This is a genomic window from Roseibium limicola, assembly GCF_017313085.1.
In the GTDB taxonomy this organism is placed as follows: Bacteria; Pseudomonadota; Alphaproteobacteria; order Rhizobiales; family Stappiaceae; genus Roseibium; species Roseibium limicola.
The window spans coordinates 145,041-170,765 of the sequence record NZ_JAFLNF010000005.1 but is presented as its reverse complement, the minus strand read 5'-3'; the positions used below and the strand labels follow the sequence as shown (position 1 = coordinate 170,765).

Annotated in this window: 21 protein-coding genes and 1 tRNA gene; 6 read left to right on the top strand and 16 right to left on the bottom strand. The window is 57.1% G+C overall.

The window, feature by feature from the left end:
• Window positions 1–57: 57 nt before the first annotated feature.
• Genes pip through cysS form a run of 3 tightly spaced genes read right to left on the bottom strand, consistent with a single transcriptional unit; the run spans window position 58 to window position 2,942 of the window.
• A complete protein-coding gene (pip, locus tag J0X15_RS12865; protein ID WP_206941377.1) occupies window positions 58–1,017 on the bottom strand; it encodes a prolyl aminopeptidase in 960 nt (319 codons plus the stop codon).
• A 5-nt stretch (window positions 1,018–1,022) separates the two neighbouring features.
• On the bottom strand, window positions 1,023–1,481 hold the full coding sequence (locus J0X15_RS12860) for a GFA family protein (protein WP_209015320.1): 459 nt from the start codon (window positions 1,479–1,481) through the stop codon (window positions 1,023–1,025).
• Between the two features lie 30 nt (window positions 1,482–1,511).
• Window positions 1,512–2,942, bottom strand: a complete 1,431-nt coding sequence (gene cysS, locus J0X15_RS12855) for a cysteine--tRNA ligase (protein ID WP_206941354.1) — start codon at window positions 2,940–2,942, stop codon at window positions 1,512–1,514.
• 376 nt (window positions 2,943–3,318) lie between these two features.
• Between cysS and J0X15_RS12850 the strand changes: the two genes are divergently transcribed.
• Window positions 3,319–3,504: a hypothetical protein gene (locus J0X15_RS12850; RefSeq protein WP_206941352.1), complete on the top strand. Its 186-nt coding sequence runs from the start codon at window positions 3,319–3,321 to the stop codon at window positions 3,502–3,504.
• A 14-nt stretch (window positions 3,505–3,518) separates the two neighbouring features.
• On the opposite strand, the gene J0X15_RS12845 is transcribed toward J0X15_RS12850, so the two are convergent.
• Together J0X15_RS12845 and J0X15_RS12840 are read right to left on the bottom strand one after the other, a co-directional pair.
• Window positions 3,519–4,043 (bottom strand): CreA family protein, encoded by a 525-nt coding sequence (locus tag J0X15_RS12845; protein WP_206941350.1) that lies wholly within the window; start codon window positions 4,041–4,043, stop codon window positions 3,519–3,521.
• 168 nt (window positions 4,044–4,211) lie between these two features.
• The gene (locus J0X15_RS12840) at window positions 4,212–5,369 is read right to left on the bottom strand and encodes an MBL fold metallo-hydrolase (RefSeq protein ID WP_206941348.1); all 1,158 of its coding nucleotides are present in this window, start codon (window positions 5,367–5,369) and stop codon (window positions 4,212–4,214) included.
• Between the two features lie 598 nt (window positions 5,370–5,967).
• On the opposite strand from J0X15_RS12840, the gene J0X15_RS12835 reads away from it, so the two are divergent.
• The gene (locus J0X15_RS12835; protein ID WP_206941346.1) at window positions 5,968–7,362 is read left to right on the top strand and encodes a DUF2865 domain-containing protein; all 1,395 of its coding nucleotides are present in this window, start codon (window positions 5,968–5,970) and stop codon (window positions 7,360–7,362) included.
• On the opposite strand, the gene gltX is transcribed toward J0X15_RS12835, so the two are convergent.
• The 5 genes from gltX to J0X15_RS12810 form a co-directional block, all read right to left on the bottom strand.
• The gene (gene gltX / locus J0X15_RS12830) at window positions 7,325–8,686 is read right to left on the bottom strand and encodes a glutamate--tRNA ligase (RefSeq protein WP_206941344.1); all 1,362 of its coding nucleotides are present in this window, start codon (window positions 8,684–8,686) and stop codon (window positions 7,325–7,327) included. The two genes, J0X15_RS12835 and gltX, sit on opposite strands and share 38 nt — an antisense overlap.
• A 174-nt stretch (window positions 8,687–8,860) precedes the next feature.
• Window positions 8,861–10,552, bottom strand: a complete 1,692-nt coding sequence (locus tag J0X15_RS12825) for an NAD+ synthase (protein ID WP_206941342.1) — start codon at window positions 10,550–10,552, stop codon at window positions 8,861–8,863.
• 114 nt (window positions 10,553–10,666) lie between these two features.
• Entirely contained in the window at window positions 10,667–11,509 is an 843-nt protein-coding gene (locus J0X15_RS12820) for a cyclase family protein (protein WP_206941339.1), read from the bottom strand.
• 257 nt (window positions 11,510–11,766) lie between these two features.
• A complete protein-coding gene (locus tag J0X15_RS12815; RefSeq protein ID WP_206941337.1) occupies window positions 11,767–12,330 on the bottom strand; it encodes a response regulator in 564 nt (187 codons plus the stop codon).
• Between the two features lie 234 nt (window positions 12,331–12,564).
• Entirely contained in the window at window positions 12,565–13,944 is a 1,380-nt protein-coding gene (locus J0X15_RS12810; RefSeq protein WP_206941335.1) for a class II 3-deoxy-7-phosphoheptulonate synthase, read from the bottom strand.
• Between the two features lie 209 nt (window positions 13,945–14,153).
• Here J0X15_RS12810 and J0X15_RS12805 point away from each other — a divergent pair, with 209 nt between their 5' ends.
• Window positions 14,154–14,879, top strand: a complete 726-nt coding sequence (locus tag J0X15_RS12805) for a VIT1/CCC1 transporter family protein (RefSeq protein WP_206941333.1) — start codon at window positions 14,154–14,156, stop codon at window positions 14,877–14,879.
• A 15-nt stretch (window positions 14,880–14,894) separates the two neighbouring features.
• Here J0X15_RS12805 and J0X15_RS12800 read toward each other — a convergent pair whose 3' ends face one another.
• Window positions 14,895–15,488 carry a gamma-glutamylcyclotransferase family protein gene (locus tag J0X15_RS12800; protein WP_206941331.1) on the bottom strand — a complete coding sequence of 198 codons (594 nt, stop codon included), beginning with the start codon at window positions 15,486–15,488 and terminating at the stop codon, window positions 14,895–14,897.
• Between the two features lie 308 nt (window positions 15,489–15,796).
• On the opposite strand from J0X15_RS12800, the gene J0X15_RS12795 reads away from it, so the two are divergent.
• The gene (locus J0X15_RS12795) at window positions 15,797–17,350 is read left to right on the top strand and encodes a diguanylate cyclase domain-containing protein (protein ID WP_206941329.1); all 1,554 of its coding nucleotides are present in this window, start codon (window positions 15,797–15,799) and stop codon (window positions 17,348–17,350) included.
• A 138-nt stretch (window positions 17,351–17,488) separates the two neighbouring features.
• Here the strand turns inward: J0X15_RS12795 and gor are convergent, their stop codons facing one another.
• The 3 genes from gor to rpiA all read right to left on the bottom strand — a co-directional run bounded on the left by gor (window position 17,489) and on the right by rpiA (window position 20,366).
• Entirely contained in the window at window positions 17,489–18,865 is a 1,377-nt protein-coding gene (gor, locus tag J0X15_RS12790; RefSeq protein ID WP_206941320.1) for a glutathione-disulfide reductase, read from the bottom strand.
• Window positions 18,866–19,105: 240 nt separating this feature from the next.
• The gene (locus J0X15_RS12785; protein WP_206941318.1) at window positions 19,106–19,621 is read right to left on the bottom strand and encodes a DUF2059 domain-containing protein; all 516 of its coding nucleotides are present in this window, start codon (window positions 19,619–19,621) and stop codon (window positions 19,106–19,108) included.
• Between the two features lie 43 nt (window positions 19,622–19,664).
• Window positions 19,665–20,366 (bottom strand): ribose-5-phosphate isomerase RpiA, encoded by a 702-nt coding sequence (rpiA, locus tag J0X15_RS12780; RefSeq protein WP_206941316.1) that lies wholly within the window; start codon window positions 20,364–20,366, stop codon window positions 19,665–19,667.
• Between the two features lie 503 nt (window positions 20,367–20,869).
• Here rpiA and J0X15_RS12775 point away from each other — a divergent pair.
• Window positions 20,870–22,525, top strand: a complete 1,656-nt coding sequence (locus J0X15_RS12775) for a methyl-accepting chemotaxis protein (protein ID WP_209015318.1) — start codon at window positions 20,870–20,872, stop codon at window positions 22,523–22,525.
• A gap of 85 nt (window positions 22,526–22,610) precedes the next feature.
• On the opposite strand, the gene J0X15_RS12770 is transcribed toward J0X15_RS12775, so the two are convergent.
• Both J0X15_RS12770 and gph read right to left on the bottom strand, forming a co-directional pair.
• Window positions 22,611–22,685: transfer RNA gene (locus J0X15_RS12770), tRNA-Val, on the bottom strand.
• A gap of 120 nt (window positions 22,686–22,805) precedes the next feature.
• The gene (gene gph / locus J0X15_RS12765) at window positions 22,806–23,495 is read right to left on the bottom strand and encodes a phosphoglycolate phosphatase (RefSeq protein ID WP_206941305.1); all 690 of its coding nucleotides are present in this window, start codon (window positions 23,493–23,495) and stop codon (window positions 22,806–22,808) included.
• Window positions 23,496–23,830: 335 nt separating this feature from the next.
• Here gph and J0X15_RS12760 point away from each other — a divergent pair, with 335 nt between their 5' ends.
• On the top strand, window positions 23,831–25,699 hold the full coding sequence (locus J0X15_RS12760; protein ID WP_206941295.1) for a tetratricopeptide repeat protein: 1,869 nt from the start codon (window positions 23,831–23,833) through the stop codon (window positions 25,697–25,699).
• The last annotated feature ends 26 nt before the right edge of the window (window positions 25,700–25,725 follow it).

Genomic DNA, 25,725 nt, shown 5'->3' with positions numbered 1-25,725 from the left:
GGTCGTTTCCCGTCTCCCTTGCGCCGCGATGCGACGCCCCTCAGGCTTTTCGCCCTTTTATGCGCCGCGCCCGGCGAATTTGTCAGTAGCCCGGATCAATGCATCCAGAATTCCCGGTTCATCAAAGGCATGACCTGCCCCTTCGATCAGGTGGAACTCTGCATCCGGCCAGGCCTTCGACAAAGCATAGGCCGTCGAGGCCGGACATGGCATGTCATAGCGCCCATGAATGATTGCGCCCGGAATACCGGCCAGCTTGCCCGCCTCACGCAGAAGCTGCCCCTCCTCCAGCCAGCCGCCATGCATGAAGAAATGGTTCTCGATGCGAGCGAAGGCATAGGCGAATTCGTCTTCGGCAAAGTGGGCCGAGTTATAGGCATGAGGCAGCAGGGTGATTGTCTCCCCTTCCCACAGGCTCCAGGCCTTCGCTGCCTTGTAGCGCTCGGCAACATTCTCACCGGTCAAGCGCCGGTGATAGGCGGCCATCAAATTGTCGCGCTCAACTTCGGGGATCAGTGAGATGAAAGCGTCCCATTTTTCCGGGAACATTTCCGAGACGCCGTACTGATAGTACCAATCCATCTCGCGCATTGTCAGCGTGTAGATGCCACGTACGATCAGTTCCGACACCCGTTGCGGATGTTTCTGGGCGTAGGCCAGCGCCAGCGTGGATCCCCAGGAGCCACCGAACACCTGCCAGCTGTCGACACCCACCATCTCGCGCAGGCGCTCGATGTCGTCGACCAGATGCCACGTCGTGTTGGCTTCAAGTTCGGCAAGCGGACGGGACTTGCCGCAGCCACGCTGATCGAACAGCAGGACGTCATAAGCCTGCGGATCAAAAAGCTGGCGATGCAGCGGCGAAAAACCGCCACCCGGTCCTCCATGCAAGAAAACCGCTGGCTTGGCACCCTTTGTGCCAGAACGCTCCCAATAGATCTCATGTCCATCGCCGACATCCAGCCATCCGCTGTCATAGGCTTCGATCTCGGGGTAAAAACCGCGTAGCTCACTCATGGGTCTTAATCTTCTTGTGGTGGCCATTCAGCCGTATCGTGATCGGGGTGCTGATGGGAGTGGATGGCGCCCGCCTCAAGACCGCTGTTTTCTTGCGGCAATTGGGAAACGTCCTCACACCATGGCAAGCGGCTTTCCACCGCCAACTGCACCACCGGCGGCATGGCACTCGGATCATCAAGGCTTGTGACCGTGATATCCGGATCAAAGCCGTCAAATTCAAAGGTCAGCGGCGTGCCGCAGGCGCCACAGAAACCGCGGCGCACCTTGTCGGAGCTTTGAAAGTAAGTCGGCTTGCCGCGCGTGTAGGTCAGGTCACGCGAAGTAACCAGCGTCGCATAAGGACTGCCCAACGCCTTCTGACACATGCGACAGTGACAGACGGAAGACCGCCCGAAATCGGACGCCCGATAGCGAACCGCCCCACATTGGCATCCGCCGCTGAGACCTTTCGCATCAGTCATGGCCAAGCGTCCCCGTGCATTCGGCGCGCATTATCGCTTCACTTCCCAGGTGGTGACGCGCTTGCCGGTTTCAGAGTCTTTTGAATCCTTTAGCTGAATGCCTTCAGACGCCAGCTCATCGCGAATGCGGTCGGCCTCGCCCCAGTTCTTGGAGTCCAGCTGGGCAAGACGTTCGGCGACACGGGCTTCGATGCCAGCGGTGTCGAGGTCGTCCGTTTCCACCTTGACCGGCGCAAGAGCCAGCAGCGCTGCCGAGGCCGAATAGACCTCAAGAAGCGTCGGGTCTTTCGTCGCATCTGCCGCCAACCTCTGCAGAACCTTGATCGACGCGACCGTGTTAAGGTCATCGCCGAGAGCGGACAACAGCTCATCGCTAGGCGCCGCATCGGTGTCCACCAGATCCGGCCATTTGGCCAGCAGGCGCTCCGCCTCTTCCAGTCGTTTGACGGAGAAGTCGATGGGCTCGCGGTAATGGGTCATGAGCATGGCAAGGCGCAGAACTTCGCCCGGCCAAACGCGGCCGCCGAACTTGTCGGTCGCCAGAAGCTCGTTGATGGTGACGAAGTTGCCCTCTGACTTGGACATCTTGCGACCTTCGACCTGAACGAAGCCATTGTGCATCCAGACGTTGGCCATCTTGTCCGTGCCATGGGCGCAGCATGACTGGGCGATCTCGTTCTCATGATGCGGGAAGATCAGATCCAGACCGCCGCCATGGATGTCAAACGTCTCACCAAGATGCTCGGCGCTCATCACCGAACACTCAATGTGCCAACCCGGACGGCCGCGACCCCAGGGGCTGTCCCAGCCGGGTTCATTCTCCGAAGACAACTTCCAAAGCACAAAGTCCCCTGGTGACTTCTTGTGGCTTTCAACCGCGACCCGCGCCCCAGCTCTTTGGTCGTCCAAGTTGCGCTTGGACAGTTCGCCATAGGCCGGCATGGAGGCGGTATCGAACAGAACTTCACCGCCATTTGCCGTCGCGGCAACATAGGCATGGCCCTTTTTGATGAGATCTTGAATCATCTCGATCATGCCACCGATATGGGCGGTGGCACGCGGCTCGATGTCCGGCTCGTCGCAGCCCAATGCCTTGACATCGGCGTGGAACTGATCGGCGGTCTTGCCGGTCACTTTTGCAATCGACTCATTCAGCGGCAGATCGGGAAAATCGCGCAAGGCCCGCGCATTGATCTTGTCATCGACGTCAGTGATGTTGCGCACATAGGTCACATGATCGGCGCCGTAGAGATGGCGTAGCAAGCGTGCCAGCACATCAAAGACGATGACCGGGCGCGCGTTGCCGATATGGGCGAAATCATAGACGGTCGGGCCGCAGACATACATGCGCACATTGTCGTCGGAAATCGGAACGAAGTCCTCTTTCTGACGGGTCAGCGTGTTCGTCAGCTTCAGACCTTTAAAGGTTCCTGACGTCGAAGTGCGTGACTGGGCAGTCATGTCGCTCGTCTCTCCCGGCGCGCAGAAGCGCTTCACCACCGGCTGGCCGGGCGGTCCGTCTCAGGAGAAATTTTGCCAAGAGGGAACGGCCACAGCCAGCGATGTCGCTAGCTGCAAATAATCTTGATCGCAATGATGGTGCGTTTGGCCGTCATCATGAGTTTGTTAATGACCGCTTTGAGCACGACGGTCAAGCCCGGAAACGGCAGGAAGCGCGCCATCGCTCCTTCCTTCCCATTGCATCCGTTTATCCAAGTTTACGAAGCTGAACGCTGGCTGAATATCGACCTCAGACAGGGTTCAAGCTGACCTTGCTAAACCCTGGGACATGGACGGGGGCACTGCCTCCTGCAGACAACCTTAAAGAGGCCACCCCATGTTGAACCGCATCTTCGCCCTCGCCATCATGACTTCCGTTCTCGGCACGCCATTTCTGATCCTCCTGGCCCAAAAAATGGACGGACCAGCGACTGCCAGCATGAGCCTGCGCACGTATGAGCGTTGTGAGACCGGCTCCCACATCTGCCAGATCGGCGAGGCCATCCTGCAGTCCGTCGTCTGAGAAAACCAACAGGCTCAATCGTCGAGAAAGTCACCACACTTCGGCGGAACCTGATCGCCCCAAGGCATCAAAGGAACAGTCGAGGTGGAGTTTTTCGGACTACCTTCGATCAGCTTGTCGGAATAGCTCAGATAGACCAGCACATTGCGTTTGGCATCACAGCCGCGCACGATCCGCATCTTTTTGAAGAAAAGTGAGCGCCGCTCCTGATACATCTCCTCGCCCTGCTCGAACTTCTCCTTGAAAGAAACAGGACCTACTTGCCGGCAGGCGAGCGAGACGTCCGAGACTTCCTCGGCAACACCCAACCAGCCGCTGATACCGCCCTTTTCCGGCACGGTGAAATGGCAAGAAACGCCGTCGACGACCGGATCATCGATCGCATAGGTTGCCAGTTTGTGATCCGGGGCCATGAACTTCCACACAGTCGACTTCTTGAAAATCAGCTCAGGATCGTCAGCTGCCTGCGCCACAGGGCCTGCTGCGACAAGAGAGGCGACAGCCAACGCGAAGAGGCCGGTTTTCCTGAAAAACGACATGGGAACCCTCGTGTTCGTCCTGAGCGAAAAGCCCAGGCTCATTGCCTGTTCATGTAGGGACGCGATGGGGCAAGCGCTAGTAGCAAACGCACAAAAGCAGACTTTGGCGGAACGTCTTGCATCACGCCGACTGCCGCCGGACCTTTGCCTTGTCAGATGGCCGGATCGTCAGGCCTTCTCGTCTTCCGCTATTGTCTCTTCCAGCTGATCGTCTTCGCAGGCTGGTTTAGCATCCGTCTGGGAAGTTTCGGCTGTCTTGTCCTGTTTTGGGGGAGATTCCTCGACGTGTGAGGCCGAGTCTGCTGGCGCAGCCTCGGCAGGATCCGCATCCACAGCCTTCTCGGCAGACGACTGAGCAACATCACCCAGGACACTCATCAACGAGGCTTCACGCTCCGTCGTCCAGATAATCGGCATATCAACGCCCTTGGCCTCATCATAGGCCCGCGCAACATTGACGCTGATCCGCTCATCATAAGCGTTAAGGGATTTCAAGCGCGACGTCATGGACTGATCTACTGCGCTCAGAACCTCCCGCAGGTTTGCACCCTCTTCCACTGCCTGAAAACCTGTGTCTTTCAGGGTTTCGAGATAGGTCCGCGTCTGCTCAACCGCCCGTGTTACCGAGCTCGTACCGATGGCACTCTCGCCCGAACTGGGCATGATGGCGTTGGGACGGAAAGCTGCAATGCGGGTCAAGACCCGTGGCCAATCGGCCAAGTGACCGTCAGCGCAATAAGGAGCGTTGCTTGTAGCAACCAGACCGCCGGTGAACATCACACGGGCATCCTCCACCCAAACGACGGTATCGCCGAGCGTGTGACCGCGCCCCAAGTGCATCAAGCGCACTTCCTTGTCGCCCAAGTTCAGCGAGAGAGATGAGGCGCAGCTGATGTTTGGTTCCACCAGACGAGCCGTACCCTTTGCAAAGGTCGAGCGGTCCCTCCTGGCAGCAAGCTGGCGGTTGTCAGAGCCATGATCGGCCAACATGCGGCGCGTCAGATCCGAAACCACGACATCCGCACCTTCAAAACCACTTGCCCCCAAGCCGTGACGGGCGTGAAAGTGGGTCAGGGCAACATAGCGAACCGGCTTGCCGAATTTGTTTGATAGGCTCTCGGAGACAGCAGTCGCGGCGGCTGGAACAGGGCCTGCATCGATCACGAGAATCTGCTTACGTCCGACGACCACGCCGATATTGGCTGTCAGGCTAGCAGTTTCGCCGACAGGCCCCTTCAGGCGTACAGCGTAACAATCCCGGCCCAATTCCTGGAAGGAAACGTTCTTCGACGTGGAAGTGTCGGGGGACGGCGCCTGTTTAGTCATTTTCGTATCTCACCTGTTTGGACCGGCAATGTCTGGCAATGTTTGACACGGACACCGGGTGCCCGTCTGCGCAGATCATTCAATCCTCGGTCAATGGGCCATTTCATGGCCTCTCGTTTAAGTGGCAGGCTCCCACGCTTATCGCGGCCGAACCTCTTATCCGGCGCCCGTTGAGCAGGGATAATGGGCAATTGAGGTCGAATGAGGTTAAAACCACCCAATAGAAAACCGTCTCAGGTTCGATGGCCGATTCGCAAACACTCTGATGTCGAGCAACAGGTTGAGACCGCCTTTTCAACAGCTAGATGACCAAATCAATGCCACTTCGGGCAACCGAAGGCGGCAGCATGGGGCGTGTTCGCTTTGCAGGCCGGCACCCGCGCTCCGCATCTCTGCCCGGATATTTTGGTCATTAACCTGAACAAAGGGTTTCACTTGATATCCTTGCGGCAACTGTCAAGACTACCAAGATCACCTTCAGTGGGAGCTTTTTCCTCCGACTTCCTCGGATAGAATGCCTCCTTCGACGGGCCCTTGGGCTTGCCGGCTGAAGGGCTGGCAATAAAGCTCAATTCTATTGTGTGTTTCGGGATAGCTGATGCTGTTCACCATGCTCTTGACCGTTTTTTCGCGTGCTACCTTCGGTAAAAGCTTGGCATTTGCCATGTCTGCAGGTGGCCGTCTTGCGGCTGCCCTATCGGTCCTGGCCCTGCTCACCTTCAGTGGACCGATCTCGAGCGCGGAAGCCGCAGCAAGCTGCAGCAGCCTGCGCGGTGAGTTGGCGCGCCTGTCAAAGAACTCTTCTTCGGCTGCCAGTGCCAAATGGGAAGACGCCCAGAACCGGCAAGCCTCGGCTTTGCAGGCGGCTGAAAGAGATGCCCGGCACTTCCGCTGTTCCAGCCAGACACAGGACGCCCGTTGCGCGGCACTGACGACGAAAATCGGCAAGATGCGTCGCAATCTGGCGGCCATTGAACGTAAGTTGGCAAAGGTTTCACGAGGCGATAAAACCGCCCGTGCCAAGCTGGCTGTCGAACGCCAGATAAAAGCCGCCAACTGCACATCAAATGGCTCCGCCAAGGCTTCATCTGCTCCGGAAGGCGTTCTCAGCGCGCTGTTTTCCCGCAAAACGCCCAAGGGAACGACCAAACTGACACCGGCAGCCGGCAATCATGAACGTCCAAAGCAGTTGAAGCGGTCCCGCGCCGTTGTTAATTCCGGTGCGTCTTTCGCCTCAGGGAAAACCTACCGCACGCTCTGCGTGAGAAGTTGCGATGGTTATTTCTTCCCGCTCAGCTTCAAGGCAAATCGCAATCAGTTCGAGCAAGACGCCGCGCGCTGTGGCCAGATCTGCCCGGCAGCGGAAACCGAGCTATACGTCTACCGCAACCCGGGCGGCGCGCCGGAAGACATGATGTCGCTCGCGGGAACGCCTTATGAAAATCTGGAGAATGCCTGGCGCTACAAATCCGAGCGCGTAAACAGCTGTTCCTGTCGCGGCCAGAGCTCAGCCGGCCAACGCATGGCCATGCTGAAGACTCTGGACACCTCTCCCCTGAAGGTAGTGAGCAAAGGTGCCGGTCATATCAAGGTCATCATCGGTGGGAAAACGACAGGCGGTGGCTCAAAGTCTCCGACCAACGCCTATGGATTGCGGACCCAGTTGATCGATTGGGCCATGCCGCCTGTCGACCCTCAAGCGATCCCAGTCAGTGTCGATCCGGCAAGCCGGATGGATGCCGCTCTCGGCTTCGACAGCCGGAAGGCCTTCGCCAGCCTGAAGTCGCGGAACAAAACGACGACAACTTCCGCCTTGTCAGGCCCGGACACAGAGCTTGCGGCAACAGCAAGCAGTGCCAGAACTGAAAAAGACCACACCAGCCCCAAAACAGAAGCCAGTGCGATCTTTACAGTTGACGACAAACTGCCAACGCTTTCGCGTGGCGAAGGCGCTGTCAGGGTAGTCGGTCCAGAATATTTTGTCTCCCAATGAGCGGCAGCATGGCCTGCATGTCCGGGCCGTGCTCCAGACCAGTCAAGGCCTTGCGCAGAGGCATGAACAGCCCCCTGCCCTTACGCCCGGTCTCAGACTTCAGCGCTGAGGTCCAGGCCTTCCAGGTCTGCTCATCGATCTGACCTTCCGGCAGCAAGTTACGGGCTGCCGTCAGAAACTCCAGGTCGTCCTGCTCCACTTGGCCTTCGATGCTGCCCCGCACGATTTGCCAATAGAGACGCGCATCCGCGACTTTGGCGCAATTCTCGCGCACTGTTTCCCAAAACGTTTCGTCGGCCATAATCCCCAGACGGGCCAAGCGGGGCTGAACAGCCTCAAACGGCATCTCGTGGACCAGACGGGCATTCAGACCGTTCAACTCTTCGGGATCGAACTTGGCTGCGGATTTCGAAACGCTCGCAAGATCAAACCTGTCGGCAAGCGCGTCCATACTTGGCACTGCTTCGACTGACTGGCTGGTGCCTGTCAGGACGGCGAGAGATGCCACGGCCATTGGCTCCAGTCCATCTTCGCGCAGCGAACCGATGGACAGAGCGCCCTTGCGTTTGGACAATCCCTCACCGTCGATGGTCGTGAGCAGATTATGATGTCCGAACACCGGAGCGGTGGCCTCTAGCGCCCGAAAGATGGAGAGCTGAACGGCTGTGTTGGCAACGTGATCTTCGCCGCGAATGATGTGGCTCACGCCCATGTCGATATCATCGACAATCGAAGTCAGCGTGTAGAGATAGCTGCCGCTCTCACGGATCAGAACCGGATCCGACATGGAGCCCAAGTCGATTGACTGTGGACCACGGCACAAATCATCCCACGTCACGTCGGTGCGCTGAATGCCGTGCGGATCACTCTCGAAATTTGGCAGGAGGAAGCGCCAATGCGGCTTGCGGCCATCGGCTTCCAACTCGGCTTTCTGCTCGTCAGTCAGCTTCATACCAGAACGATCATAGACCGGGGGACGGCCAATGGCACGGGCGCGTGAGCGACGCCGCTCCAGTTCGTCCGCAGTTTCATAGCAGGCATACAGATGACCGGACGCCTTCAGACGTTCAACAACCGCATCATAGGCCGACAGGCGATCAGACTGGCGTTCCTGACGGTCAGGTCTCACGCCCAGCCAGGCAAGGTCCTTTTCAATCGCATCGGCAAATTCCCGCTTGGATCTCTCCACATCGGTGTCATCAAAGCGGAGAATGAAGGTGCCACCAGCTTTCTTCGCAAACAGCCAATTGTAGAGGGCTGTCCGGATGTTGCCAATGTGAATATGTCCTGTCGGGGACGGAGCAAAACGTACGGTAACTGTCATGCCTTGGGGTAACTCTCTCCACTTTCGGCAGCAAGGCCATCAGGCCTCAACCAGCTCTCTAGCTTATTATTATTGTCTCTTGAAGCAGCAGAATTCGAGTTTTCTCGCTACAGCTTCCTGAGTGGGGGGCTTTTCGATGTCTCGGGTCAAGTCCATGGTTGTCTGACAGGATAATTACGTCCTGTCCCGAAAGCGATTGGTTATCGGATAGCGGCGATCCTTGCCAAAATTGCGCGAGGTGATTTTCACTCCCGGAGGCGCCTGTCGGCGTTTGAACTCGGCAATGTAAAGCAGGTGCTCAATCCGATGGATCAAAGCGACGTCATGGCCACGCTTGGCGATATCAGCAACCGACATCTCATTTTCGACCAGGCAGGCCAGAATGTCGTCCAGAACCTCATAGGCGGGAAGACTGTCCTGATCGGTCTGGTTCTCGCGCAGTTCTGCTGTCGGTGCCTTGGTGATAATATTGGACGGAATGACTTCTCCATCGGTCCCGAGCACGCCGGCCGGCTTGTGGTCGTTGCGCCACTCCGACAGGTGATAAACCTGGGTCTTGTAAAGATCCTTGATTGGATTAAAGCCGCCGTTCATGTCGCCATAGAGTGTTGCATAGCCAACGGACATTTCCGACTTATTGCCGGTTGTCACGACCATTGCGCCGAACTTGTTGGAGATTGCCATCAGGATGACGCCGCGGGCGCGTGACTGGATATTTTCTTCCGTCGTATCCTGCTCGCAGCCCGAGAACAGCCCGCCTAGCACCCGGCCAAAACCTTCGACAGGTTCGGCAATTGGCACATGATCGAACCGGATGCCGAGCGCATCGGCACAATCAGCTGCATCACGCACGCTTTCGCGCGACGTATAGCGATAAGGCAGCATGATTGCATGGACCTTGTCGGCGCCGAGCGCATCGACAGCCAGAGCAGCGCAGATAGCGCTGTCGATCCCGCCAGACAATCCAAGGACAACGCCTGGAAAATTGTTCTTCAGCACATAGTCACGCAGGCCCTGGACACAGGCCAACCAGTTCGCCTCGTCCAGATCGGGGAGCGTCGCCACAGGCGCTGCTTCACATACCCAGATCTCGTCTTCATTTCGCACCCAGGTGCTGAGCGAGAGCTCGGTGTCGAACTGCTTCATCTGGAAGGCGAGCGAGCGATCGGCCTGCAGGGCAAAAGAGCCGCCGTCGAAGACAAGTTCATCCTGGCCGCCAAGCTGATTGCAATAGACCAGTGGAAGCCCGCTCTCCACCACTCGCGCAACGACCACCTGTAAGCGTTCCTCTGCCCGGTTTTCCCAATAGGGAGAGCCGTTGGGAACCAGCAGGATTTCAGCACCGGTTTCAGAAAGGCACTCGCAGACTTCGTCGTTCCAGATGTCTTCACAGATCGGAACACCGATCCGGATGCCACGAAAATCCATCGGTCCGGGAAGCGGGCCGGCCGCGAAGACACGTTTCTCATCAAAGACTGCGTAATTCGGCAAGTCGTACTTGAAGCGAAGCGTCTGAACCTTGCCACCGTCCAACAACGCAACCGCATTGTAGACCTTGCCCTCGTCCAGCCAGGGGCTCCCGACCAGCATACCGGGCCCGCCATCTGCCGTCAGCCTCGCCAACGCCTGGACTTCTTCCATGCATCTTTCAATGAAAGCCCGCTTGAGGATCAGGTCCTCCGGCGGATAGCCGGCAATCACCAGTTCTGAGTAAAGTACCAGATCCGCGCCCTGCTCCGCGGCTTCTGCTCGCGCTGCGCGAACAAGTCCAGCATTGCCGGAAATGTCACCCACTGTGGGGTTCAACTGGGCCACTGCAAGCCGCAAGCGGCCGTCTAACGGATTCGGGTGTGTCGTATCGCTCATGGGCCGATGATTTATCCCGAGCAATCACGCAGTGCAATTGCTTTACGCGCCCGATTCACCAAACAACCCTGCGGGACTGATCCCGCAGGGTTGTCATGTATTGGCCTGAAGGCCTCACATCAACGCAATTACTCTGGCCGGTCCACCGGTCGCGCCTTTAACTTTTGGCAAACCAAGGAAGAGATGCGCTCCACTTTGCGGGATCGCATCCAGGTTGGCGATGGCCTCAACACCCCACCGGCCACTGCCCAGCCATTCATAGTGGACCGGGAAAGCACCAGATGAGTTCAGGCCCGTATCCAGGGACAGGGTGTCGACTCCTATGCCTTTCACGTCGCGCTCCTCAAGCAGGAACCTGGCAGCCTCTTCGTGAAAACCGGGAACGTGGTTGAGACCTTCGTTATCGCGGCCGGTAAACTTGGGATCGCCGACCAGGCGGTGCCAACCGGAGTTCATGACGACACAGCATCCCTCGGGCAGCTGTCCATATTCTGCTTCCCAGGCCTTGATGTCGTCCGGTGTCAACGACGTATCCGGGTCATCCTGAGCTCGCGCCGAGATATCAATGACTGCAAGTGGAACCACAAGGTCACTGATCGGAATCAGATCGGCAGTCATGCCATCTTCCGAGAAATGGATCGGGGCATCCATATGGGTGCCTGTGTGCTCCATCAACGTCCAGCGGTTCAGGTTCACCTTATTTTCTTTGAAATTGACGATGTTCTCGACGGTGAACCATTTCTCGCCTCCAAAGGTCGGAAAACCCTCGTAAAGCGCATGTGACATGTCGGTCATTTCACTGAAGGCCAGGCTTTTCTTTTCCGACGCAACGGCTTCCGCAGTGAAGCCACCAGACGCTGCTGCAGCGGAACCGACAGCAAGCGTGAAGCCTGCCTTGAGGAAGCCACGGCGTGTCGCCTTCTCACAAATACTATGTAGACAGCCAGGTGGGCACATAATTTCTCCTCCCAATTTCAGATGCTTGCCAACCTCCTCCAAGGTTGATTGCGTCAAATTGTACGAACTGGTTAGTTTAGTCAATAGTACGTATTCAGGCAGTGCAAATAAGCACAGGCGCTTTCACCCTCCCCTCTGGACGGAGAAGCAAAGTCTGAACAGATTCATCCTGCTCGTTGAATGCGACTTGGAGTTTGGGAGGATTCGAACAGGTCCGAAATGCTCGGAAGTGGCAACGTATGACAGCCAGAACTCTGTTAGAGAAGCGCTCGGGTCAGGTCGTCATCATCGAGCTGATCAAGATCGCTCTGGCTGGGCTTTTCTTCCCGCCGCTTGGTTCCGGCAGGTGCCAGGTCTGTAATGTTGAGAGGCGAGGTCGACGTGCTGGTCCTGGAAACGCCCTTGGTCCGGCCATGGGCCGCCTGATTGTCCAGAACACCGCCGATGCGCTGATAAAGAATAATCGGCGAAACCGGCTTCGCGATAAAGCCGTGAATGCCCATCTTACGCGCTTCCAGAATCGTGGTCTTGCGCGAATTGGCGCTGATGACAATTATGGGGATCGTGCTCAGGGTAAGGTCACGTTCGGCGCGGAGAAACTGAATGAATTCGCGGCCACTGACCGGATGCATGGCCCAGTCGCACAAGATCACGTCCGGCTGGCGATCAATTGCCAGTTCCAGGCCGTCCGTTCCTTCTGATGCTTCGAAAATCTGACGGACGCCAAATCCGCTCAGAATCGACCGGAGGATTGCCCGCATATGAGCATTGTCCTCCACCACCAGGAATGACAAGCGGGATAGGTCCCACCGTTTATCCATATTGCGCCAAGCCTCTCCCTGTCACTTTGCGCTGAAAGCACGCGTTTGCAAATCTTGGTCATCAGGCTGGACCGTTCTCACCAGATCGCCACCACAGACACTTTCACAAGCGTTTGTTGTCCGCCACTGACATTAACGCAGCGTTACTAAAATTATCGATACTTCAGCGTCGACATGAGAACAAAAAAACGGGCGGAAATCCGCCCGTTTCTTAAACATCACAATAACCTGAAATCAACCGTTTACGGCGATACCCGGCTCCTTGCCAGCGCGTTCCTTCTTCAGGTTCTCCGCAATCAGGAAGGCCAGTTCCAACGCTTGATTGGCATTCAGGCGCGGGTCGCAATGAGTGTGATAGCGGTCGCCCAGCTGCTCTTCCGTCAGCGCATGAGCGCCACCGGTACACTCGGTCACATCGCGTCCGGTCATCTCGATGTGGATGCCACCAGCATGGGTGCCCTCTGCGCGGTGAACAGAGAAGAAGTCTTCCACTTCCTTCAGAACACGCTCGAACGGACGGGTCTTGTAGCCACCCGCCGTAATGGTGTTGCCGTGCATCGGATCGCAGGACCAGACAACCTTCTTGCCTTCACGCTCGACCGCACGAATGAGCTGCGGCAGATGATCGAACACCTTGTCGGAGCCAAAGCGGCAGATAAGTGTCAGGCGACCTGGCTCATTTTCCGGGTTCAGCTGATTGATCAGCTCGATCAAACCTTCCGGTGTCAGGCTTGGGCCGCACTTCAGTCCAATCGGGTTCTTGATACCGCGGAAGAACTCGACATGACCATGATCCGGCTGACGGGTGCGGTCACCGATCCACAGCATGTGGCCGGAGGTCGCATACCAGTCACCAGACGTGCTGTCGACGCGGGTCAGAGCTTCTTCATAGCCAAGCAGCAGGGCTTCGTGACTGGTAAAGAAATCAGTGGACCGCATCTGCGGCACGGTGGAGCTGTCAACGCCGCAAGCGCGCATGAAGGCAAGCGATTCCGAGATACGGTCAGCCAGCTCCTTGTAGCGATGTCCCTGCGGGCTGTCGGAAATGAAGCCGAGCATCCACTGATGCACCTGGTCCAGGTTGGCAAAACCACCCTGCGCGAACGCCCGCAACAGATTCAGCGTGGCAGCCGACTGACGGTAGGCCTGCTCAAGACGCGCCGGATCCGGAACGCGGCTTTCCTCGTTGAACTCGATGCCGTTGATGATGTCACCACGGTAGCTCGGCAGTTCCACATCGCCCTTTTTCTCCACATTGGAGGAACGCGGTTTGGCAAACTGACCGGCAATACGACCGACCTTGATGACCGGCTGACTGGCAGCAAACGTCAGCACCACAGCCATTTGCAGAAACGCACGGAAGAAATCGCGGATGTGATCCGGGTGATGCTCGGCAAAGCTCTCGGCACAATCCCCCCCCTGCAGCAGGAAAGCTTCGCCTTCTGCAACTCGGGCCAACTGCTGCTTGAGTGCGCGGGCTTCACCTGCAAATACCAAGGGCGGATAGCTTGCCAGACGATTTTCCACATCTGCCAATGCTGCCTGATCGGGATACTCGGGAACCTGCAGGATCGGCTTCGCCCTCCAGCTGTTCGGTGTCCACTTCTCCGCCATTCTCTCCACTCCTAGATCACGGACGTCTCATTCCGTGGTGTACTGTTATCGAACTTGATATTTTACGTTTACGCATACCATTATCGACCGGAACCGATGCTGTTTCCGGTCAAAACGTGCGCGCGTTTATACACGGGTCTATTGGCGAAGACCACAGCTCGACTTGTGAAAAATTGCCAGTGTTCGCTGACTGGAAAGGCCCTTGAACAATGCCGCTGGAGCACAGCCACAAAGCCTCGGATATCGCAGCCAGGCTGCGAGCTGGGCCAACCGCCAGTTACCTGCGCGATTGGGTATATGGCGGCATCGACGGGTCCATCACCACCTTCGCCATTGTAGCAGGGTCTCTGGGGGCCAACCTGTCGACTTCAGTGGTCCTCATTCTCGGTCTGGCCAACCTCCTTGCCGATGGTTTTTCCATGGCCGTTGCCAATTACAGCGGCACGAAGTCGGAGCAGGAAGACTATCAACGGCTGCTGACGGTCGAAAAAAAGCACCTGCGTCTGGACCCAAAGGGGGAGCAGGAGGAGATTCGACAGATCTACAAGGCCAAGGGCTTTGCTGATGCCGAGCTTGAGACACTGGTGGAGATCATCACGTCGCACCGCCGGACATGGCTGGACACCATGATGCAGGAAGAATACGGCCTGGCGCGCCCGACCCGCAAAGCTGGCTATGCTGCTCTGGCAACCTTTGCCGCTTTCGTCCTGTGTGGCAGTCTTCCATTGGTGCCGTTTCTCTTCGGCATGGCGGCATCCGGCCTGTCAACGACGCTCGTCACCGCTCTGGCGTTCTTTGCGATCGGCGCTGTCAAATCCCACTGGTCCGTGCGCTCCTGGGTCAGGTCAGGACTGGAAACCTGCCTCATAGGACTGACCGCAGCCGGCATTGCCTGGTTCGTCGGCTACGGCTTACGCGTGGGTTTCGAACTTTGAGCGCAGACGCCTCAGTCACGCATCCTTCAGATAAGTGACTCCCAGCTCCCCCAGGCAACCATCGATCAGGTCACGCACATGCGGGTCAAGAACGATTGCCCGTGGATACTGAGGAGCAGCACGGTCCGCGAGGATCGGCACATGCCAGCCTTCCGTTGTGTCAAAGAAGTGCCGAACCCCTTCCTCACCCCAGAAGTTGTGAAAACCGGTCAGAACACAGTCGACGTAGCTTTGCAGGATCGGATTGGCGGCATCTCCCCAAGCGTAGTGAGCTGCCTTTGCCTGAAACAGGAACATATCCTGTGGGCCCGGCCCACCTTTCTCATCAGCGCGAAACTCATGACCGACATCGGATACCTTGTCGTACATATATTCACGTTGCTCGAGACGTGCCAGACCGTCACGCGGCTCGCTCGCAAGGACTCCCCGGATCTGGGCTCCCTCCTTGCGCACGACGCAGAGTGAACAAACCCCACGTTTTGCAGTTTCTCTACCTGAAATACTCCATTGGCGGACCCAGCCTGTCAGCGTACCCGGGGTTACTTGGGTGTGGGAGGGAAGCGTTGCGGTGTTCACAAGCGAGCCATAACCGAAATAGGAAATTGTCATCTACACATCTGAGGGCATGAGTTGAAGCAGGCAGGATGAAGTTGCGTCCCTAGCGGAAGAGCCTGTATTTACGCTTCCGCTTGATCCATGTTCAGGATTTACCGCGTCCTCGAGTACCGGTAAAGCCCTCGAAGCATCATCGCCCATGCCCCCATTCCGCCAGCTCCCCGGTTTGAGCGCACGAGACAGGCTGTCGTAAAGATTGCTTCACCATAGGTAGGCTTTTCACTCTTCGAACTCACCCCGCATTAAGCCTTAGCTGCTAGTCGTATCGGACAGATGGATGCAGGCGGGGGATATTTGACGCAGTGGCACGGCAGACTTTACGCAGACAAGCAGACAGGATCTCGCGGTCGCAGAAACACCAGATTTCGCGTCTGGCCTTCGCGCTCGCCAGTCTGTTGATTGCAGTTTGCGCGATCTCTCTGCTTTTTGTGGGGTATGTCGCCACCCGTGCCTCTGAGAAAGAAGCTCTCAAGCATCAAAGGTATCTGTTCCAAAACACTCTTCGCGAACGCATGCTGGTAATCGTCCACGAGCAACTCGGATTTTCACGCAGGGACATGTCTGTTCGACGTATCGTGCGTGACTTCGACAAGAACTACGTTCGCCAGGAGCTGAAGAGCCTGTGGTCGGCTTTTGGCCACGACCGAAGCATGATCGTTGGCCCGGACAACGTCGTCATCGCAGAGGCTTTTCTGGACTACACCCACATCCTGCGACGCCCACTTTCCGACACCATGGAATTCATGCCCGCAGTCGCACAGGCCCGAAGCCTGTTTGCGGACCACCGTACACGCGTTCCAGGCGGCTACAGCTTCTCGTCGATCCAGGGACTGGATCTGAACAAGATCGCCGCCCTGGGCTTCATGCTTCTCGATGGTCGTCCGGCGCTTGTCAGCGCCATTCCCATCATTCCGGACCAGGATAAGGTCGCATTACCTGACAAGGAGGCCACACTGCTGGTCTCCGTCAAATATCTCGATCGCGACTTTTTCGACTTCGTCAACGCCCAGATCCGGTTTCGAGAATTGCAGTTCCACGTTGGCCCCTCTCCCGAGCCAGATCATCCCGGCCTGGATATCTACGATCTGGAAGGCCTGATGATGGGGCATTTCACCTGGGAGAAACTGTCCGTTGCTCGCCCCATCTGGCACACGGTCATTCCTATCGTCCTGGCCCTGAGTGTCACGCTCGGCATCATGGCTTTCGCGATCGCCTGGCGCATCGGAAAGTTGACGAACTCGCTGCAGGCCAGTGAACATCAAAACCGCTTCCTCGCTCTTCACGACACGTTGTCGGGTCTGGCAAATCGTCTTTCCTTCAACCGGACCCTGGCTGAAGCCGTCAACACACTGTCCCTTCGTCCCTTCGCCTTGATGCATTGCGATCTGGACTGCTTCAAGTTGGTCAATGACACCCATGGCCATGCAGCCGGTGATGCGGTGATCAAGGAGGTCGCCAAGCGCATGCAGGTTGTCATCGGCGATGCCGGTTTGCCCTGCCGAATTGGTGGCGACGAATTTGCCATCATCATGAATGATGTCACAGAGCGTGTCGGCCTTCAAAAAATCGCGGGACAGCTTCTGAGCGCAATCCCCGAGCCTATTGATCTGGGCAACGGAGAAGTTGCCAAAGTCGGGATCAGCATTGGCATTTCCATCGCGCCGGAAGACGGGCTGGGGCCGGGAGACCTGCAAGCTGCAGCCGATGAAGCTCTTTATAGAGCAAAGAACGCCGGGCGCGGCCGCATGGCGTTTGCCGACCACGCGTCCCCACCTCCGGAAAAAGCGCTCGATCCAGACTTCAAGCGAGAGTCACAGAAAGACAAAGAGCAGCGCGTCAAACGCACCGCAGGCTAAGCCTTGCGGCACGTCTAGCGCTCAACCACGTCATTTGGTTTCACTTCCATTTACCGGTGAATGCGCCTCTCCCTGAAACGAAAAAGGGCGGGTTTCCCCGCCCTCCGATTGGGCCTTAAGCCCTGACCGGCGCTGACCCTAGCCACGCAATTTTTCACTCGGCGAACGCATCGTCACCAGCTCTTCAGCGGCAGTCGGATGGACCGCAACCGTACGGTCGAAATCTACCTTGGTGGCGCCCATCTGCAAGCAGATACCAAGTGTCTGCGCCAGCTCGCCTGAGTCCGGGCCCATCAAATGAACTCCGAGAACCTTGTCATTGTCGGCGTTGACAATGATCTTCATCAGCATCTTTTCGTCGCGACCGGTCAGAGTGTGCTTCATTGGCCGGAACTTGGCGCGGTAAATGTCCAGGTTGGGCGTCACATTGAGGGCCTGTTCCTGGGTCAGACCGACTGTTCCCAGTTCCGGCTGCGAGAATACCGCCGTAGCAATCAGACTGTGATCAACGATCCAGGCGTTGTTGCCGAACAGCGTGTCGGCGACAGCATGACCTTCGCGGATCGCGACCGGTGTCAGTGCGACACGATCCGTCACGTCCCCCACAGCAAAGATGTGTTCGACGTTGGTTCGTGACGCGGTGTCGACCACAACAGCCCCGTTCTTCTTCATTGCCACGCCGGCCTTTTCCAGCCCCAGGCCTTCCGTGTTCGGCCGGCGACCAATGGCGTACATCAACTGATCCACGACGTAGGTCTTGCCCCTTTGTGAGGTGACTTCAAGGCGCCCATCCGGACGTTTGGCGATGGCTGCCGGGACATCTTCCGTCAGAATGTCCACACCCTTCTTGGCGACCTCCTCGTGAACTGCATGGCGCAAATCCATATCAAAGCCGTTGAGGATCACGTCCTTGCGGTACATCAGATGTGTTTCGGCCCCAAGCCCGTTAAAGATTCCGGCAAATTCAACTGCAATATAACCGCCACCAACGACCATTACCGTCTCGGGCAGCTCTTCCAGATGGAATGCCTCATTCGAGGTAATTGCATGCTCGATACCCGGGATCTTCTGATCCAAGTTGGCAGATCCACCGGTTGCAATCAGGATATGCTTGGCCGTGATGGTCTGGCCAGTCGCCGTCAACCGCAGTGTGTGGGCGTCTTCGAACTCCGCCCGACTGTCAAAACACTCAACACCGGTCTTTTCCAGGTTGTTGCGGTAAATCCCCTCGAGACGGGAAATCTCCTTATCCTTGGCTGCAATGAGCTGACGCCACGAAAAACTCCGCTCGCCAACAGCCCAGCCAAAGCCCTCAGCATCTTCAAACTCTTCAGAAAACTTCGAGGCATAGACAAACAGCTTCTTGGGGACACAGCCTCTGATCACACAGGTGCCACCATAGCGATACTCTTCCGCCAACCCGACCTTTGCCCCATGAGAGGCCGCAATCCGGGCTGCCCTCACTCCGCCGGATCCGCCGCCGATGACAAACAGATCAAAATCAAACTCGCTCATGGGGCTCTCCAACTTTCAAACTATGTGGAACTCAGTGACTTGAGGACTTTAGTCAGGCGTCATGAAGCCCGCGTCAAGGGGCTGATCTGATCGGGCAGATCAAAGACACGAGAGGCTTCGATCGGAAATCGTGCCATTTACTTGGGTGGCAACCGCGTTGCGTTCAACCCTTGTGCATCGACACAAAAAAGCCTGCCCGCTCGATTGCGGACAGGCTCGAATTTCAAACAACTCAGCCGCTTACTGGGCTTCGGCTGCACGCTTATCGAGTTCTTCGCGAACCATGGCGACCAGTTCGGTCGACATTTTGTTCTGCCATTCGCGCGCGGCACCAATCGCCAGCGCCGTAATCGTCGGGCCGGAATCGGCCACCTTGGAGCCAAGCGGGCTCTCATAGAATGCGGTCAGCTGGTTCAGTTCTTCTTCGGAAAACCTGCGTGCCCAGACCTGGTAGATCGTATTATTCAGGTCGCGACGACGCGGAGCCAACTTCAAAGCCATTTCAGACGTCACATCCACGATTTCCTGCGTGCGCGACGGATCGGCCTGAACAAAGAGCGTGCGCGTCTGTTCTGCCAGAACTGGCAAAATGTCATCAAAAGAGCCCATCGCCTTGGTGGCAACGACAACCTTGCGCGCGGCTTCGATGTGGCTTTCGGAGAATTCGTTTTCCTGCGCGCGCAGCGGCTGAGCAGTTGCCAGTACCAGCGTCGCTGCGAACAGCACTCCATAGGAAACAATCGACGTCAGTTTCATTCTTAAGACTCCTAACAAGACCAGGCTCAAGCCCAGCCTCCCACTAAACTTCAGATCCGGCGGTCATCTCGAAGACACCATCAGTGCCTGCCACATAGGCCTTGTCGGCCAGGCCAATGAAAAGCCCGTGCTCGACAACACCCGGAACGGCAACCAAGGCCCGAGCCAAAGTTTCGGCATCGGGAATCGCCGTTAAATGTGCGTCGAGGATGTAATGTCCACCGTCTGTGACGAAAGGATGTTGTTCCCCGCCTCGCATCGTCAGTTCTCCACCGAGGCCGAGGCTGACAAACAGTTTTTCGAGGGCGTTACGGGTTGCACCGAGACCGAATGGCACAACTTCAATCGGCAACGGAAATTTACCCAGTGTCTGAACACACTTGCTGCCATCCGCAATGACGATCATTCGAGTGGAGGCTGCAGCGACGATTTTCTCGCGCAAATGCGCGCCGCCGCCGCCCTTGATCAGACGCAGGGCGTTGTCGATCTCGTCGGCACCATCAACAGTCAGATCCAGCGCCGGGGTTTCTTCCAGCGTCGTCAGCGGAATGCCTTCTTCCTGCGCAAGTGCACGGGTGCGCTCGGAAGTCGGAACTCCGATCACATCAAGGCCACCGCGAACCCGTACTCCCAAGGCGCGCACAAAATGTTCGGCTGTGGACCCGGTTCCGATCCCCAGCCTCATACCGCTTGTCACATCTGCGACCGCCCGCTCGGCAGCCAGACGCTTCATGTCGTCACTCATCTTACCTGCTCATTCCGTTACGAGCCGAAGCTCCCGCGCCCGTTCTGTCCCGTAGCAGCGCCAATGCAGCTGCAGTGCAGTTACAGTTCAGTTCCGGCACATTTCCGGTGACGCCCTCACCGCTATTTCGACGGCCATCAGAGACGCACTCAAGTTAGTGGGTGCTTAGCATGGCTTGTGAAGCGGGCAAAGTGCAAAGCCGAAAACCGAAGTGAATGCTTCCCCAGCCAGTTCACGTCCAAGGGACCGCAGCGACAGCCGCATGAGATGGCTCGAAATCAAACGGAATGCGTAATTATGCGTAGGTTAAGAACTTGTCGACGAATAAAACCTAGAGTTAGCAAAAATATATAATAAAAGTTGATACTCAGAGGAACGCCATGTCTTACTTTTCTCGCAGAAAAGCCAAAATAGTTTCAACTGACCTTACATCTATAGAAGAAAATTCGATTTCCTCTCAGGAAGTTAGCGTCGACCACCGGGCAACCGCCTCCCAAAATGACGTGGCTCCTTCAAGCGCCCACACACTTGATGCGATCGAAGATGATCTTCAGGTCGCCGCCAAGTCAATGAGTGAAGCGGCCGGGGAAGTCACCAGCAAAATCAACAGCCAGCGCCACCTGTTGGGCCAGGTGGAAGATGCCAGCGACCGACTGGAAACCCAGTCCAGCGAAGCCGCAAGCACGGCGTCTGAGCTCGCTCATTCAATTTCTGAGCTTTCGTCTGCCAGCGACGAGATCGGGCGCCAGATCACCAACTCCAATCAGCTTGTAGATCAAGCGCGCGGTCTTGCCGACGAAGCCAACCAGGGCGTTCTGGAGCTCCAGTCGGCTATTGATGCAATTGCCAATGTGGTTCGCCTGATCTCAGATGTTGCCAAACAAACCAATCTGCTGGCTCTCAATGCGACAATCGAGGCCGCACGCGCCGGTGAGGCAGGCAAAGGCTTCGCCGTGGTCGCCAGCGAGGTCAAGGCTCTGTCGCAACAGACACAGAACGCCACCGACGAGATTTCCAGCAACATCGCCCGACTCCAGGATTCTGCAGGTACGAGCATCGGCAATGTGACGCGGGTGATTGACGTCATCGCAGAAATTCGTCCAAGCTTCGCCACGGTCGAGGCTGCCGTCCACGAGCAGATCGACACGACACGCTCGATCGGTGATCGGGCCCGAGATACCGCTCAATTCGTGCAAGAGGTGAGCAGCCAGGCGCAGGCCATTGCCGCGTCCACCGAGCAAGCCATGAAGGTTGCCGACGAAGCTGCGCAGGCCAGCACGGGCATGGGAGAGCGAGCAGACGGGCTCGGCAATCGTTTCACCATGATGATCCGCCAGACAGCACTCGGCGACCGTCGCCAGCAAGATCGCTGGCCGGCACGGCTGAACGGAACCCTCAGGGCCCCTCAGGGGACGCAGCGCTTCGAGACCCTCGACATATCGGAAGGTGGACTGCTTCTGAAGCCGGAAGGTGATCCATCGTCTTCCACCGGCAGCCTGCTCGATCTGCAAGTTACCGGATTGGGAAGCACACAGGTCCGCGTGGTCGCAGTGTCAGAAAATGGTCTCCACTGCAGCTTCGTGTCCCCCGGCACCGAGTTCATAAGTGCGGTGCGGCAAAAGATTGCGCAGATACACAGCGAGCACGAGGTCTTCGTCGAACGCGCGCAGGACGGCGCCAACCGCATTGCCGCTGCCATGGATGAGCTGATCAGGACCGGACAGCTGCAAGCCGATGATCTGTTCGACACCAGCTACGAGCCGATTGAAGGCAGCGCGCCGCAGCAGTTTGCAACGCGCTATCTCAAGCATCTGGAAAAGCTGCTACCCACCATTCAGGAAGGAATCCTCGGTACGGACAAATCCATGGCCTTCTGCGCCGCAGTCGACCGCAATGGCTACCTGCCAGTCCACAACAAGATCTATTCACATCCGCAAAAAGCAGATGACCCGGTCTGGAATGCCGGAAATTGCCGCAACAAGCGTATCTTCGACGACCGCGCGGGCTTAAGCGCGGGTCGCAACACTCGCCCTTTTCTCATCCAGACCTATGCCCGTGATATGGGCGCCGGAAACATCATCTGGATGCGGGAGATCGATGCGCCAATCCTGATCCAGGGACGCCATTGGGGTGGCTTCCGCACAGCCTACAAAATGTGATGTAACGGACGACAAGGTCCCGCACTCCCGGGCTCACTTGAACCTAAGTGCTTTCCGTAAAAATCCACCAAATCATTGAAAAATATGGTGGGCGATACTGGGATCGAACCAGTGACCTTTCCGGTGTGAACGGAATGCTCTCCCGCTGAGCTAATCGCCCTGTGCCTGACGGCCAGTGAAGCGGGTAATTAAATCAACCAAAGATCCCGGGCAAGGGGGAGAAAGGTGCTTTCCCCCAGCTGCCCTGCGCTCAATTGCGAATACAGGGTGGCTTCGCGCTTCAGTCAATGACCGCGTCTAGAGCCGCCTCAAGTGCGTCGAAATGCGAAATTACCCGATCCGGGTTCAACTCGTTCACCGGCACAGGAGTGTAGCCGAAATCAACTGCGACGACCGGTATGCCGGCAGCCCGTGCAGCATCAATATCCGTGACGCTATCGCCGACCATGACAGACCCTGCCTTGGTGCCGCCGCTGCGTTCAATTGCCCCCAGAACCGGAGCCGCATCGGGCTTCGGCTTGTCGAAGCTGTCGCCACCGACAATGGCATCGAAATGCCTGGTCAAATCCAGAGCCGCCAGCAAGGGCATCGTCAATCGTTCCACCTTGTTGGTGCACACAGCAAGACGGAAGCCACGCGCCTTCAGACGCTCAAGACAGGCCACCACGCCAGGAAAAGGCCGCGTGTGATCAGCGATATGCGCTTCGTAATGGGCGAGGAAGTTGCCATACATTGGCGCGATGCTGTCTTCCGTCCAGGCGACGCCATTTGCTTCCAGACCACGCTGCAAGAGAACTTTGGCGCCATGGCCAATCATCGTCTGCACACTCTCCGGCGGAATGGCCTGATGCCCTTCTTCTGTCAGGATTACATTCAAGGTGACAACCAAGTCATCCATGGACGACACAAGCGTGCCATCCAGATCGAAGATGATGACGGGACGACGGTCGGTGGATTTCTCTGAGGACATGAATATTCCAGGCTCTGGCGGGAAGGCTGCAGATGAAGGGCGCGCAGAAGGGCTTTCCCCCTGATTACCCCTCTCCGTCCGAACCAGCAAGGGCATGGACTTTGACGGATGGATGCATGAACCACTCCGCCTACTTCATGCGGGCCACCCGATCGCGGAGAACATCCCCCCACAAAGTCAGCAGAACCTCTTAAGATTTAACACTCATCCACGTGAACCTGACCGACCTGAATGACCTAGCGTTAAAAACTGACGCATTTGAATTCGGCACTTGTTACTCTTGGTCAAGAATCAATCTATCGACGCATCAAGCGTGCTTGTGACCCGGAGATACGATGGCCCTGAAGAAAGCCGCCGCCCCGACAACTTTCAGTGAGAAGATGCATCAAGCTCTTGCCTTGCAAAAGGCCGGAGACATCGAAAAAGCACAGCGGCTCTATAAATCGGCGCTCAAAAAAGCCCCCCAGTCAGCCGATGCCAATCACCTGCTCGGCGTTTGCTACCGCCAGCTGGGAAAACCCGAAAGAGCCAGGCAATACATCCAGAAGGCGATCGACATTGCGCCCGACCGCGCGCCCTTCTACGCCAATCTGGCCCGCGTCTTTTCCGATATGCCGCACATGGAGCCCGAAAGCGTCTTGGCCGTTGCCGAAAAGGCACTAATTCTGGACCCAACCCTGATCGAAGCGCGCAATCTCAAAGGTATTTCGTTGTCCCACATGGACCGAAAGACAGAGGCCGAAGACATTTTTCGCGCCCTCATCAATGAACACCCCAGGTTCGTCGACGCTTATCGCAACTACGGCATTTTGTTGCGGGACAACAAGGATCATGACAAGGCTGTCTATTTCTTCGACCGGGCGGCACAGCTGGATCCGAGCAATGTGGAAAACTTCGTCCAACGCGCCCGGTCTCGACTGGAAATCGAAGACTTCAAAAACTCCCGCCCCGAGCTTGAGGCCGCCCTGAAACTCTTCCCAAAGAACGGCGATCTGGCGCATGAATACGCCCGCCTTCTGTTCAAGACCGGAGAATCCACGGAAAGCCTGAAGCACGCTGAATTTGCCGCGAAAAATGATCCCAAGAATTACCACAAGCTGGTGACGCTCGGAGTTCACTATCACAGCACCGGGCGGTTCAATGATGCGGTTGTCACTCTGGACAAGGCCCTTGATGCAGCTGGCTCCGACCTGCCTGCGGCGTCCTGGAACAAGGCGCTCGCCCTGCTTGCCGCCGGTCGCCTGAAAGAGGGGTGGGCACTTCACAAGGCACGCTTCGAGGACAAGAACTCTTCCGCTATCAATCGTCAGTTCGATGTACCTGAGTGGGACGGCAGCCCGCTGGAGGGCAAAACAATCATGGTCTGGAACGATCAGGGTGTCGGCGACGCACTGCGCAACGCCTCCATGATCCCGGAGATGATCGAGAAAGACTGCAAGGTCATCGTTGAAGCACCCGCAAAGCTCGTCGAAATGTACGAACGCAGCTTTGAAGGCGCCCTTGTTCGCAAGGGGCAATACGATCCGGAAACCCTGGAGACTGAACTGAAGGACTACGATGTCCATTGCTGTCTAACGGATCTGCCGCAGTTCATCCGTCCCTCGGCCTCCGACTTCAAGAAGAGGAAATCGCCCTACCTGCAGTTCGACCGTGAACGCGCGCTCGAGTTGCACGGCAGACTGGACAACCCGGAGGGCAAACCTGTCATAGGCGTCGCCTGGCGAAGCGGTAGTCTGGCTGCCTGGCGGTCACGCTGGTACCTCAGCATTCTGGAAATAAAACCGATTCTGGAAACCCCGAATGCGATTTTCCTCAATCTTCAGTATTCCAGCAAGGACAAAGAGATCCGCTGGGTTCGCGAAGGGCTTGGCGTCAACATGCAGCACTTTGACGATCTCGACCTGCGTGATGACATGGATGCAGCGGCAGCCTTGACAGCTTGTGTCGATCTGGTGATCAGCGCGAACACCAGTGTTGCCGATCTTGCGGGAGCGCTTGATGTGCCATGCTGGCGCTATGGGTCTGTCCACTCGGTCGTGCTCCTGGGGCAGAAAAACCCACCCTGGTATCCGAGCATGACTTACTACCGCATTCCACCGGAAAAACACGCCTCCGACATTGTTCCGCGGCTTGTATCCGACCTCAGGGCCTGGCTAAAAGCCCCAGACTGCTCACGACGACTAAAGCGCCTCGGGCTGGAATAGCGCCGAGCCCCAGTGCCATCACGAAA